The 13,229-nt window shown below is 62.7% G+C and carries 10 protein-coding genes and 2 rRNA genes (1 of these 12 only partly in view); 8 read left to right on the top strand and 4 right to left on the bottom strand.

Annotated elements, in window-relative coordinates:
* The 3 genes from DESTE_RS04885 to DESTE_RS04875 all read left to right on the top strand — a co-directional run.
* A 23S ribosomal RNA gene (locus DESTE_RS04885) occupies positions 1-1,277 on the top strand (it extends 1,651 nt beyond the left edge of the window).
* A gap of 103 nt (positions 1,278-1,380) precedes the next feature.
* A 5S ribosomal RNA gene (rrf, locus tag DESTE_RS04880) occupies positions 1,381-1,495 on the top strand.
* A 468-nt stretch (positions 1,496-1,963) separates the two neighbouring features.
* Complete coding sequence (locus DESTE_RS04875) at positions 1,964-3,772, top strand: methyl-accepting chemotaxis protein (RefSeq protein ID WP_035065615.1); 1,809 nt, start codon at positions 1,964-1,966, stop codon at positions 3,770-3,772.
* Between the two features lie 161 nt (positions 3,773-3,933).
* Here DESTE_RS04875 and DESTE_RS04870 read toward each other — a convergent pair whose 3' ends face one another.
* The 4 genes from DESTE_RS04870 to DESTE_RS04855 all read right to left on the bottom strand — a co-directional run bounded on the left by DESTE_RS04870 (position 3,934) and on the right by DESTE_RS04855 (position 8,662).
* Positions 3,934-5,100 (bottom strand): SufB/SufD family protein, encoded by a 1,167-nt coding sequence (locus DESTE_RS04870; RefSeq protein ID WP_035065612.1) that lies wholly within the window; start codon positions 5,098-5,100, stop codon positions 3,934-3,936.
* 2 nt (positions 5,101-5,102) lie between these two features.
* On the bottom strand, positions 5,103-5,891 hold the full coding sequence (locus DESTE_RS04865) for an ABC transporter ATP-binding protein (protein ID WP_035065609.1): 789 nt from the start codon (positions 5,889-5,891) through the stop codon (positions 5,103-5,105).
* Between the two features lie 342 nt (positions 5,892-6,233).
* On the bottom strand, positions 6,234-6,986 hold the full coding sequence (locus DESTE_RS04860; protein WP_035065606.1) for a rhomboid family intramembrane serine protease: 753 nt from the start codon (positions 6,984-6,986) through the stop codon (positions 6,234-6,236).
* An 11-nt stretch (positions 6,987-6,997) separates the two neighbouring features.
* Positions 6,998-8,662: a dephospho-CoA kinase gene (locus DESTE_RS04855; RefSeq protein WP_035065601.1), complete on the bottom strand. Its 1,665-nt coding sequence runs from the start codon at positions 8,660-8,662 to the stop codon at positions 6,998-7,000.
* Between the two features lie 109 nt (positions 8,663-8,771).
* On the opposite strand from DESTE_RS04855, the gene upp reads away from it, so the two are divergent.
* From upp to DESTE_RS04830, 5 genes are all read left to right on the top strand, one after another.
* Positions 8,772-9,398 carry a uracil phosphoribosyltransferase gene (gene upp, locus DESTE_RS04850; RefSeq protein ID WP_035065598.1) on the top strand — a complete coding sequence of 209 codons (627 nt, stop codon included), beginning with the start codon at positions 8,772-8,774 and terminating at the stop codon, positions 9,396-9,398.
* A gap of 222 nt (positions 9,399-9,620) precedes the next feature.
* On the top strand, positions 9,621-10,907 hold the full coding sequence (gene uraA, locus DESTE_RS04845) for a uracil permease (protein WP_035065596.1): 1,287 nt from the start codon (positions 9,621-9,623) through the stop codon (positions 10,905-10,907).
* A gap of 292 nt (positions 10,908-11,199) precedes the next feature.
* Positions 11,200-11,952: a hypothetical protein gene (locus tag DESTE_RS04840; RefSeq protein ID WP_035065594.1), complete on the top strand. Its 753-nt coding sequence runs from the start codon at positions 11,200-11,202 to the stop codon at positions 11,950-11,952.
* Between the two features lie 23 nt (positions 11,953-11,975).
* On the top strand, positions 11,976-12,269 hold the full coding sequence (locus DESTE_RS17505; protein WP_198015327.1) for a type IV toxin-antitoxin system AbiEi family antitoxin: 294 nt from the start codon (positions 11,976-11,978) through the stop codon (positions 12,267-12,269).
* Positions 12,266-13,111: a hypothetical protein gene (locus tag DESTE_RS04830; RefSeq protein WP_035065590.1), complete on the top strand. Its 846-nt coding sequence runs from the start codon at positions 12,266-12,268 to the stop codon at positions 13,109-13,111. Before DESTE_RS17505 ends, DESTE_RS04830 begins: the two co-directional genes overlap by 4 nt.
* Positions 13,112-13,229 lie beyond the last annotated feature (118 nt).

Raw genomic sequence — 13,229 nt, 5'->3', positions numbered from 1 at the left:
GTGGGTGGGGTGAATAACCCAAGGCGCTCGAGAGAACTCTGGCCAAGGAACTCGGCAAAATAACCCCGTAACTTCGGAAGAAGGGGTGCTCTTATGGGTGAAGGATTTACTCTCTAAGCCCACGAGAGCCGCAGAGAAATGAGGGTGGCGACTGTTTACTAAAAACATAGGTCTCTGCTAAGTCGCAAGACGACGTATAGGGACTGACGCCTGCCCGGTGCCGGAAGGTTAAGAGGAGAGGTCAGCGCAAGCGAAGCTTTGAATCGAAGCCCCGGTAAACGGCGGCCGTAACTATAACGGTCCTAAGGTAGCGAAATTCCTTGTCGGGTAAGTTCCGACCTGCACGAATGGCGTAACGATCTCCCTACTGTCTCGGCCAGAGACTCGGTGAAATTGAAGTCGCGGTGAAAATGCCGTGTACCCGCAGAAAGACGGAAAGACCCTGTGCACCTTTACTATAGCTTGACATTGGGTTTTGGGCTTGCATGTGTAGGATAGGTGGGAGGCTGTGAACCCTGTACGCCAGTATGGGGGGAGCCAACCTTGAAATACCACCCTTGCAAGTCTAAGGCTCTAATCCATACCCGTTACCCGGGATGGAGACAGTGTCTGGTGGGTAGTTTGACTGGGGCGGTCGCCTCCCAAACAATAACGGAGGCACGCAAAGGTTCCCTCAGCCTGATCGGAAACCAGGCGTCGAGTGCAAACGCATAAGGGAGCTTGACTGCAAGACAGACATGTCGAGCAGGGACGAAAGTCGGCGTTAGTGATCCGGTGGTTCCGCATGGAAGGGCCATCGCTCATTGGATAAAAGGTACGCCGGGGATAACAGGCTGATCGCGCCCAAGAGTTCATATCGACGGCGCGGTTTGGCACCTCGATGTCGGCTCATCACATCCTGGGGCTGAAGCAGGTCCCAAGGGTACGGCTGTTCGCCGTTTAAAGTGGTACGCGAGCTGGGTTTAAAACGTCGTGAGACAGTTTGGTCCCTATCTTCTGTGGGCGTAGGAGACTTGAGAGGGCCTGTCCCTAGTACGAGAGGACCGGGATGGACGCACCCCTGGTGGTCCTGTTGTCACGCCAGTGGCACAGCAGGGTAGCTATGTGCGGAAGGGATAACCGCTGAAAGCATCTAAGCGGGAAGCCTGCCTCAAGATAAGGTCTCCCTCTCTTCGGAGCTGAAGGGCCCGGGTAGACAACCCGGTTGATAGGCTGGAGGTATACATGCGGTGACGCATTCAGCTGACCAGTACTAATAGCCCGTGCGCCTTGTTTTCTTCTCTACACTTCCTTTCCACCCTGTTTGATTACATCTTTCGGTCCCGGCCGATGTGGCGGCGCTCAATAGCCAGCCTTGCCGGACGGTGACCAGAAATTTGTGCTGGTGTCCATGGAGGAGGGGGTACACCCGATCCCATTCCGAACTCGGAAGTTAAGCCCTCCATCGCCGATGATACTGCGTACTCTTGCGTGGGAAAGTAGGCCGATGCCAGCACTTATTTATCAGGGACGCAACCGCATCCCGACCCTTCACGCGAAAGGCCCCGGTGAACATTCACCGGGGCCTTCGTGCGTCTGGGGACCAGAACACCGAGGGGATGCGGAAAGGGCGTGGTGGCGCCTGAGGCAGGGTGGCTGGCGACAGGTGACTTGAGACTGGGGGGCACGGGAACAGCGCAGGTGGCGATGCGGATTTGGCCATGCGAAATTCGTGCGTAATGTTCATGCCGACATTGCGCACAGGCATTACGCAGGGGGCTGGTATGTGAAGTAAACCGGCGTGCAGTGGTGTGCAATACGGTGCGGGGCGGGTGAACACTGTCGAAAGGTAGGGATAACACTCATTGTCAGAGCGGGTTCTTGGACTTAGCTTGTCCGGAACTGAGATGATTGTGCGCACGAATCTTGGCCGCCGCTGGGCGGCTCTTCATTTCACCCTTTTGTCGGTTGCCTTGGGGGGAACATGTTCCGCAAGTTTACCATCGCCAAACGTATCTATGCCCTGTTTGCCATCATGACCCTGTTTCTGGCCGGGATGGCCGTGGGGCTGTACTGGGTGGCGGATCACATCGCGGGGGCTGGCATAGTTACCGCCAAGGAGTCGATGCTTTCAGCCGAGAAGAATCGCATTCAGGCTCTTACGCATTCGTTGGCCGTGTCCCTTGGTGATCTTTCCACAGGCCTTGGCGAAGAAGAGCAGCGGCAGATCATTGCCAAGGGGATCGAACGAGTACGGTTTGATGCGGACCAGTCCGGGTACTTTTATGTGTACAAGGGTACGGTGAACGCCGCCCACCCCGTGCAGAAACAACTGGTGGGCAAGGATCTTGGCGACACCAAGGACCGCGAGGGCAAGTATTACGTGCGTGAACTGTCCCGCGTGGCGTCTGCCGGCGGGGGCTTCGTGACCTTCGTGTTCCCAAAGCCGGGCATGGGCGACCAGCCCAAGCTGGGCTATGCTGAAAGCATACCCGGTACCCCCTTCTGGGTGGGCACGGGCATTTACCTCGACAATATCCAGGCTGCCGAGGCGCAGGTAGCCAGTTCCATGGATCAGGTGCGCACCCGCGAGGTGTTGTACACCTATGGCGTGGTGCTGGGGCTGCTGCTGTTCGTGGGGCTTCCTGTGGCCTACCTGCTGGCCCGGTCCATCGTTTTGCCGTTGCGTGAGGCCACCCGCACCGCGCAGGACATAGCGGCGGGCGACCTTGACCGGCACATCGTCGTCGAGGGCGAGGACGAGGTGTCTGCCCTGCAGTCGGCCCTGGACGTGATGGTGACCACCCTGCGTGGCAACATCGAACGCATGAGCGCCCAGCAGGACGAGGCGCGCCGCCTTGCCGAAAACGCCAACGAGGCTGCCTGCAGGGCTGACGAACAGGCGTGCGCAGCGCTTGCCTCCAAGGAAGGGATGCTGGAAGCTTCCGAGCGGCTGCAACGCATGACCGAGTATCTCGCCGTGTCGGCCCGCGAACTGGCCAGCCGTTCCACTACGCTGTCAGAAGGATCGCGTTCGCAGACCACCCGCGTGGCCGAAACCGCCACCGCCATGGAGCAGATGAATGCTTCGGTCATGGACGTGGCCCGCAGTGCCGCCGATGCCGCCCGCGAGACGGAAGCCTCGCGAGAACGTGCGCGTCAGGGGGCAGAGGCCGTCAGCGCCACCATGGACGCCATGAGCGAGTTGCGTCAGCTTGCCGAGACCCTGCACGAGAACATGCGCAAACTGGGTGGGCAGTCCGAGGCCATCGGCACGGTCATGAGCGTCATCAACGACATTGCCGACCAGACCAACCTGCTGGCGCTGAATGCTGCCATCGAGGCGGCCCGTGCCGGTGACGCCGGGCGTGGCTTTGCCGTAGTGGCCGACGAAGTGCGCAAGCTGGCCGAAAAGACCATGAACGCCACCCGCGAGGTGGGCGAAACCATCAAGGGCATCCAGTCGCTGACCGAGGCCAACGCCCGCAGCATGGACGATTCGTTGCGGGCCATGGAACTGGCGGAGCGTCGTTCCGCCGATTCCGGCGAGGTGCTGCGCGGCATCCTGGACATGGCCGTGCGTGTTACCGGCCAGGTGCAGGCCATTGCCGCCGCCGCCGAGCAGCAGTCCGCCGCTTCGGAGCAGATTACCCGCAGCCTCGCGCAGGTGGACGAGATTGCCCGCGACAATGGTCGCCTTGTCACCGAAGAGGACAAGGAAATCCGCGACCTCGGGCAGATGGCCGAAGACCTGCGCGGCCTGGTGACGGAATTGCAGCGCAAGGCCGGATAGCCTGGCTGGCACACGCAGTCCGGCCTTTCCCACACCCGAGTACACGCAAGACAGCCCCGGCAGCATGCGACTGCCGGGGCTGTCATTGTTTCATTTCAGTCAGGTGAAGTCAGAAGCAACGCGGCCTGCGCTGCCTGTAGCCGCCTGTAGCCGCCTGTAGCCTACATGGCGTCACTGGCGTCCAGCTGGTTGATCTGGTCTTCCACGGCCTGTTCCAGTTCGCGGGGCAGACCCATGATGTCCACGTTCAGGAAGCCGCGCACGATGGTGGAGGTTGCTTCGTCCTCGTCCAGGCCGCGCGCCATGAGGTATTCGATCTCTTCCTGCGCGATCTTGCCCACGGCCGCCTCGTGGGACAACTCCACGCCGTCCACGGTGCCTTCAAGCTCCGGAATGGCGTGGATGATGCCGTTGCCCAGGATCAGGCCCTTGCACTCCAGGTGGCCGCGTGCGGGCACCTGATAGGCCCCGATGTGGCCCCGGTTGATGATGGTGCCGCCGGTGGTCATGGTGCGGGCGATGATTTCGCCGCGCGTGTCGGGCGCGTTGAGCAGGATGCGGTTGCCCGTATCCACGTACGAGCCTTCCGGCGCCACGATGACCGAGTTGAACCGCGCCACCGACCCGCGCCCGGCAAGGGTGAGGGTGGGGTACATCTGCAGGTCCTTCACCGGCTTCAGCAGCACGTAGTTGTTCACCAGCACCGCGTCTTCCTCGAGCAGACCGGCGGAACGCGGGCGCACCGCCGTGTCTTCGCCCCAGTTGTGGATCATGGTGAAGGTGAGCTTGCCGCCCTTGTGCACGAAGAATTCGGAGATGCCCAGGTGCGCCGCCTCACGCGTGCCGTGGGCCGTGGCGCAGCCGGTGATGATGTGCATCTCGGCGCCTTCTTCCACGATGACCACGTTATGCACGTTCTGGCCCACGCCATTGCCCTTGATGAACAGGCACGACTGCACGGGCGCTTCGATCTTGGCCCCCTTGCGGGCGCGGATGAAGTAGCCGCCGTGCAGGTGTTCTGCCGCCGCGCGGGTGTATTCGTCGCGGTTGGGGTCCACCATCTTCCAGAAGTACTGCGGCAGGCCGTCATAGGTCTTGAGGGCCTGCTTGATGTCCATCAGTTCCAGACCTTCCTGGGAGGACTGGCAATGCACGCCGCTGTGGTTCATGTGCATGAACGAGCCGCTGCGTTCCTTGGCATTCACGTCAATGCCCGCGTACAGCAGCCGCTTGCGGTCGAATTCGTCCAGCGTGGAAAGGTCGGTGATGCTGTCTGCCTGCGCCCCTTCGAAGCTGTAGCGGGTAAGGTCCACGTTCTTGAAAGCCATGGCTACAGCGCCTCCTTGATCTGGCCGAGCGATGCGTCGCTGTCTAGGCAGCGCAGGCATTCCTGGTAGCCGTACTTGCTGACGTGGTCGAGGATGTCACGGGGCCGCGCCTCGCAGCACAGGTGCCCGTCGTACATCACCTGGCCCCGGTCGGCGTTGACGTATTCGAGAATGTAGCCGGTGTGGGTGATGATCAGGCCGGAAGTCTTGCAGCGGGCCTTGTGCTGCTTCATGGAGCAGGACGCCGGGGGCATGCCGTCCAGCAACTGGCGGGCGGTCTGGCCGATGAGGGCCATGTTTTCGAGGTCCACGCCCGATTCCGGCTCGTCGAACAGCACGAGGTCGGGGCTTTGGGCCATGAGCTGCAACAGTTCCGAACGCTTGATTTCGCCGCCGGAGAATCCGGCGTTGACGTCGCGCTCCAGGAACCGGTCGAAGTTCACCTTGCGGGCCAGGTCTTCCACGTCGATTTCGCGACCGCGCGCGCACATGTTCACCAGCAGGCCGGTCTTCAGGCCGTGGATGGTGGGCGGGCGCTGGAACGACATGCCGATGCCGAGGCGGGCGCGCTCGTACATGGGGGCATGGGTGATGTCCTGCCCCTTGAACAGGATCTGGCCCTGGGTGACGGTATAATTGGCGAAGCCCATGAGGGTCATGAGCAGGGTGGTCTTGCCGGAGCCGTTGGGACCGAACAGGATGAAGGTCTCTCCGGCTTCTATCTTGAGATCGATGCCTTTCAGAACCTCTACGTCGCCGATGCAGACGTGCAGGTCGCGTATTTCGAGCATGATGGACCCCTTGCGATGTTTTGCGCGGTGCGCGGCCCGGCGCGTGCCCGGGCCTTTTCCGTACGCGACGGCGACGGGATGGCATGCGGGACGAAAACGGCGCGAACCGCCGCGCGGCAGCCCGAAACTTATGCGGCATACCCCCCGGTAAGTCAATGCGAGGAACCCTGCGGAAAACGTAAGGAAGCACTCGCATCAGGGCGGGAAGGCGAGGTGGGCGACCCAACGCCGTCGTGTGGTATGGTGATCAGGCGGAGGAATGCGGGCCTTGCAGGAGGGCCGGATACGGACAGGGCAGGAGGTGGGGCAGAATGTGGGTGACAGGGCCGTGCGCAGTTGCCGCTAGGCCTCGGGGTCGTGCGGGGCGTGCGGCGCGCGGATGACGCCCCGGCCCCGGCCTTCCGGAAAGCGGCAGTAATAGCAGCGGCCCTTCTGGCGGAACAGCGGCAACAGCACGAACCCGGCCACGAAGCCGCCCAGGTGCGCCCACCAGGCGATGCCCGCGCCGTCGCTGCCCAGTGTGGTCAGCCCCGAGAGTAGTTGCGTGACGAACCAGATGCCCAGATAGACCACGGCGGGCAGGTCGAAGATTAGCGGGATGAACAGCAGCGGCACCAGCGTGGTGACCCGCGCGTGCGGATACAGCAGGAAGTACGCCCCCAGCACTCCGGCGATGGCCCCGGACGCCCCCACCACCGGCACCGTGGACGAGGCGGAAAAGACCATGTGCGTCAGCAGCGCCGCCAACCCGCACGTCAGGTAGAAGGCCATGAAGCGCAGCGGCCCCATGACGTCCTCTATGTTGTCGCCGAAAATCCACAGCGTCCACATGTTCACCAGAAAGTGGCCCCAACCGCCGTGCAGGAACATGTGCGCGACAAAGGCAATGTAGCCCCCCGGCGGGTACCCGGAGGTCAGGGCCCAGTCCGGGTGGGCGAAGCGGGCGGGCACCACGCCCATGAAATGGAACAGGCGCAGGATTTCACCGTGTGGCAGCGTCTGCTGCCACAGGAATACGGCCAGGTTGGCGGCAAGGATGCACCACACCGCCCATGGGGTGTGCACGCGGGGAATGGTGTCGCGCAGGGGGAACATGCGCTAGCGTCTCATGCCCGCCACAGCGAGGCAAGATGGTCGGCAAGACGCGCATCGCGTGTGGCGCGCAGGCGGGCCAGTTCTGCCAGCAGGCCGCGCGCCCGACGGGCCAGGTCGTCCGGCGTGCCGGAATTGTCCACCACAAGCTGACAGGCGCGCATCTTGTCCGCCTCTGGCCATTGCCAGGCCTCCATGGCGGCGATCATGTCCTGCGGCCAGCCGCGGTGCGTCTCCAGCCTGCGGGCGCGCTCGGCAAAGGGGCAGTGCACGCCGACGAGGAGGATGTTCGGCTGCGTGCCCGCCTTCCAGCCCGCCTCCAGAAACAGCGGCACCTCGGCCACGGCCACGGGCGTGCCCGATGCTTCGGCCCGCGCGAAGAATTCGTCCATGTCGTGCCGGGCCAGGGGGTGGATCATGTCTTCCACCTCGCGGCGCAGGGTGTCGTCCGCCCGCATGGCCGCGAACAGGGCGCGCTTGTCCACCGGCCCGGCGGGGTCGGGCACGAAGCGGTCGCCGTAGCGGCCCCGCAGCAGGTGGTGTCCGCCGCCATCCGGTTCGTACAGCCGGGCCACGGCTGCGTCGGCGCTCCACACCGGCAGGCCCGTCTCGTCCAGTTGGCGTATCAGGGCCGATTTGCCACACCCCGGCGCCCCGGTCACCACCACCCGCTGCATGCGCCGCGACAGGCGCAGCGCCAGCGCGGCGAAATCCGGCGGGGGCGGGCAGGTAAAGTGCATGTCCCTGCCCGTTTCCGGGTGGCGGAAGGACAGGCGCCAGGCGTGCAGCATCTGGCGCGGGGGAAATTCCGGCTGTTCGCCCGTTGCGGACGGCGCGGTTTCCGCCGGGCCGTACACCGCGTCCTGCCACAGGGGGTGCCCCAGATGGGCCATGTGCACCCGTATCTGGTGGGTGCGCCCGGTGAAGATGCGCACCGCCACCAGGGCGAAACGCCCGTCCGGATCGGCCAGCAGCACCCGCCATGCCGAGCGGGCGGGCTTGCCGCCCCGGTTTTCCGGCACCACGGCCATCTTCACCTTGTGCAGCGGGTGGCGGCCAATGGGGGCGTCCAGTTCACCCTGTGTCTTGGGCACGCCGTGCACCAGGGCCAGGTATTCCTTGTGCACTTCGCGCTCGGCGAAGGCGCGCGACAGCTCCAGCCGCACCGCCTCGGTCAGGGCCACCAGCAGAAGGCCGCTGGTGTCCTTGTCGATGCGGTGCACGATGCCGGGGCGAAAGCCCTCTTGCGCGGCCAGTTCGGGAAAGTGGCGCACCAGCCGGTGCACCAGCGTGCCTTCCGGGCAGCTGGGGCAGGGGTGCACGGTGAGTCCGGCGGGCTTGTCCAGCACGGCGATGGCGGCATCGCGGTACAGCACGACCAGTTCGCCGTCTTCGGGCGTGACCCTGGCGGCGGGCACGACCAGGGCAAGGGTAACCGTCTGGCCCGGCTCCACGCGGGTGTTGGGCACGGTGCACGCACGGCCCTGCACCGTGGCCGCGCCGTCGCGGATGGCCCGCTTGACCTTTTCGCGCGAGACGGCATCGCCGTGGCCGTCCTTTTCGCGCAGTTCGGCCATGACGTCGCCCAGGAAGCGGTCCAGCCGCTGCCCGGCGTGTTCGGGGCCGACAGTGAAGGAGTGGGTGCGCGTTTCGGGCAAGGGGGGGGGTAAATTCGACATGTTTGGCAACGGTTGTGCTTTCGCTTGACCGACGGGGGCGTGTTTTTTACAACCTGTTCGTTTGGGGGGCAAGCGCCCCCGCACACCGAGACAGACAAGGAGACCTATCGTGGCCGTTACCGTGGTGAATCATCCGTTGGTCAAGCACAAGCTGGGCATCCTGCGCCAGCACGACGTGCCGGTAAGCGAGTTCCGGGCCATTTCCAACGAAATATGCCGCCTGCTTACCTACGAGGCCACCAAGGACCTCGAAACGGAGAAGGTCACCATACAGGGGTGGGCCGGGCCTGTCGAGGTGGACCAGATCCGCGGCAAGAAGATTACCGTGGTGCCCATCCTGCGCGCCGGGCTTGGCATGCTGGACGGCCTGCTGGACATGATTCCCGGCGCCAAGGTGAGCGTTGTGGGCATGTTCCGCAACGAGGAAACCCTGGAGCCGGTGAAATACTACGTGAAGCTGGCCAAGAACATCGAAGAGCGCATGGCCATCATCATCGACCCCATGCTGGCCACCGGCGGCACCCTGAACGCCACCATCGACCTCTTGAAGGAAGCTGGGTGCCCCCAGATCAAGGGGCTGTTCCTGGTGGCCGCGCCGGAAGGCATCAAGAAGGTCACCGACCGCCATCCCGACGTGGACATCTACGTCGCCTCGGTCGACGACCGACTCAACGAGCACGGTTACATCCTGCCCGGCCTTGGCGACGCGGGCGACAAGATATTCGGCACCAAATAGGGCGCACCACGGGGCGGGACAGCAAATGTCCCGCCCCTTTTTACGGGGGGCCTCGCCGTTCCCCGTCATACCTTGCGGCATGGCCCCGGTAACGGCGGCTACCGCACGAACCCAGGTTTTCCGCAAGGCGGCAGGGCGATTGCCCGAACCGCGCCGCGCAACGGCCCCGCGCCCGCGCGTAGCGCGCATACACACCACATCAGCTTTTTTCCGGAGAGGGCAATGGCCAGAAAGACCATCCAGGTGGAGGAAAAGGTACCGTTTCTTCAGGGTATTCCCCTGAGTTTCCAGCACCTTTTCGCAATGTTCGGGGCATCGGTTCTGGTGCCCACCCTGTTCAAGATCGACCCGGCCATCGTGCTGCTGATGAACGGCATCGGCACCCTGATCTACCTTGTGCTTTGCAAGGGCAAGGCCCCGGCGTTCCTCGGGTCCAGCTTCGCCTTTCTGTCGCCGGTGTTCGTGGTGCTGGGCGCAGACCCGGCCATGTGGGGCGCCAACTACTCCTACGCGCTGGGCGGGTTCATCGCATCCGGCTGCATCTTCATCACCGTGGCGCTGATCATCTGGAAGTTTGGCCCGGACTGGATTGGCGTGGTGCTGCCGCCCGCCACCATGGGCCCCATCGTGGCCCTGATCGGCCTTGAACTGGCCGGGGTGGCCACCGGCATGGCCGGCGTCATGCCCGACGCCAACGGCGTGTACAACTCCACCGCCATCATCATCTCCATGACCACCCTGCTCACCGTGGCCTTCGGCTCGGTGCTGTTCCGGGGCTTCATGGCCATCATCCCCGTGCTCACCGGCATTGCCGTGGGCTATGCGGTGTCCATGGCCCTTGGCGCCGTCAACTTCGCGGGCGTGGCCGCCGCCCCCGTGCTGGCCACCCCCACCGTGTACGTGCCCAAGTTCGACATCAATACCATCCTGATCATCATTCCCGCCGCGCTGGTGGTCATTTCCGAGCACATCGGCCACCTGGTGGTCACCGGCAACATCGTGAACCGCGACCTGACCCGCGACCCCGGCCTGCACCGCTCGCTCATGGGCGACGGCGTGTCCACCGTGCTGTCCGGCTTCTTCGGTTCCGTGCCCACCACCACCTACGGCGAAAACATCGGCGTCATGGCCATCACCCGCGTGTACTCGGTGTGGGTCATCGGCGGCGCCGCCATCATCTCCATCCTGCTGGCCTTCGTGGGCAAGCTGTCCGCGCTCATCCAGTCCATCCCCACTCCGGTCATGGGCGGCATCTGCATCCTGCTGTTCGGCGTCATCGCCGCATCGGGCATCCGCATGCTGGTGGAATCGCGCGTGGACTACTCCAAGCCCGCCAACCTCACCCTGACCGCCATCGTGTTCATCACCGGCATCAGCGGCGTGCCCGTGCAGGTCGGCTCGGTGCAGCTCAAGGGCATGGCCCTGGCCACCGTGGTGGGCATGATCCTGTCGCTGATCTTCCATGTGCTGGATCGTAGCGGGGTGTCGAGCAGCCAGACCGATTTGTAAGGGCATTGGGAATGATCGGGGGAAGGGAGGGGGCTTTGGCACTCTGCGGTCTCCATCCGTAAGACTCGCGTTGCGCGCTTGCCTGACGGTTGCCGCTCCATCCCGCAAACGTTTCATTTGGTCCCTTGCATCCCCGTCGCGGTAACGCGGCGGGGATGTTTTCTTGTGAATGATGAGGCGGGATGGTGCTGAATCGGAGGGTTGGCGGGCATGTTCAGAAAAATATATTGTTCAGAAAAAATGAACATGTTAATTAGATGAACAAAGGCGTGCGGCATCAAAGGAGACAGAAGTGGAATCCAAGGAAAACAGCATCATCCGGCGATGCGTCGAGCAACTAAAGGCCGTGGCCGGTGTGGACGTGACGGGACAGGTTGCGGAATTCGCGCTGGACAGGGGATTCGATCTGGCTCTTGACGTGTCTGGAAAATGTGCAACTGCTGCTCGTTACATCGTCGAAGTCAAGACGCGTTTCAACAAGATGTCGTTTGAATTGATTCGCCAGCGTTTTCTGTCCGTTGGCGGGGAAGGTGTCAGGCCTTTGCTGTTTGCGGACTTCATCTCCAGAAAGCTTGCCGAACAATGTCGGGCCGAGGGCGTGGAATTTGTCGACAGTGTCGGGAACATGTTCATAAATCTTGATTGGCTGAAGGTGTATGTTGCCGGGAATGAAAACGATGCGAAGGTAGACGCCAGAGGCTCGCTTGCAAGTGTTGCAGCAATGAAAGTAACATACGCACTGCTGGTGAAGAAGGATAGCGCCGGAGTGCCGCTGCGTGACATGGCGCGATGGGCGGGGGTGTCGCTTGGTAGCGTGGCTGCCGTGTACAAGGAATTGCGGGCGCAGGGGTTCCTGCGCGTGCGCGGTGGCCTGGAAGGGGAAACCCGCGATCTGCTTGGCATGCAGCGTCTTTTTGATCGCTGGATAGCCGGATACGAGGACAGGCTGAGGCGAAAGCTTGTCGTCGGGGTATACAGGCCGGCGGGAGGGGCGGTGGCTGAATTGCCGGAACGCCTGGCTGGGGGGGGGGGGAGGGTATCCTGATCGGCGGGGAGTTGGGGGCGACCTTGCTTGAACGCGGCAAGCTGCATGCTGGCGCCGCAACATTGCATATTCCGGACACGATCGTCGACGCACGGAAACTGGCGGTGCAACTCCGGCTGATTCCGGACAAGGGGGGGAATGTCACGTTCCTGAAGACGTTCGGTGATCTCAATGGGGGCGGAGGGGAGAAGGGATACCCGGAACTGGCCAACCCCCTGTTGTTGTATGCGGAACTGCTCCGGATCAATGACCCGCGTACAAGAGAATTCACGGAGAAATTCCACAGCGCCAGGATAAATGGGGTCTATGGAGCATGATCGAGCAAGGGGAGTACGAGGCTCTGCGCGATTTCGTGGGTGTTGCGGACGGGCGACAGGTACCGTTTGTCCTGATTGGGGCCGGGGCACGGCTGCTGCTCATCGACTGGAAGGACAAGGTGTATGACAGGCGCCGTACAGAGGATTGGGACTTTGGCGTCCAGTTGGATGACTGGAGTGCTTTTGATGGATTGCATGCGGCATTGCTGAGGTCTGGAAATTTCGCTGCCTGCAATGTTATGCACAGGGTAAAGCACCATTCGGGCGTCACGGTGGATTTTGTGCCTTTTGGCGACATTGAGAAGCCGGAAGGGGCCGTGACATGGCCGGATAGCGCGGTAATGACCGTATGTGGATTCCCGGAGGCGATGCGGCATGCGAAACGTATTGATGTGGGGCATGGCGTGCGCGTGCCCATTGTGACGGTGCCGGGCTTTGTCCTGTTGAAACTGTTCTCGTTTAGCGAACGGTGCGGCAATGAAAAGGCAAAGGACCTTCAGGATATTCACTATGCGGTCAGTTGCTACGGAACAGGTCGGGAAGACAGGATATTTGACGAGTTGAGCGACATGCTGGCGCAAGGCGCGCTGGATTTTGACCGCGCGGGCGCATACCTGCTCGGAAGGGATGTGGCGGGCATTGCCCAAGCTGGTACTTTGAGCAAGGCGCTGGGGATTCTTGGGGGGATGTGCCGAGAGGGCGTTACGCTGGACTCTCTGGTTTCACGCGGCACCATGGGCGAAGGCGAGGAAATTGCGGAAAGGGCGAATGTTTACGCGCTGTTTGCCGCCTTCAAGAATGGTATTGAAGAATGCGGCAACATTGTTGAAATGGTCGGGTAATGGAATGATCACTTTGAATGGGGGGGAGGTGTCGGCTCATGCGCCGTTGCAGCGCCATGCAAACGGCCCGCGCTTCGTAAGAAGCGCGGGCCGCGTTATTTGAATCGGGATGTCAGCG

Origin of the sequence: Nitratidesulfovibrio termitidis HI1 (assembly GCF_000504305.1) — a bacterium.
Classification (GTDB): Bacteria; Desulfobacterota; Desulfovibrionia; order Desulfovibrionales; family Desulfovibrionaceae; genus Cupidesulfovibrio; species Cupidesulfovibrio termitidis.
The sequence above is the reverse complement of the archived record's forward strand: the minus strand, read 5'-3'. Positions and strand labels throughout refer to the sequence as shown.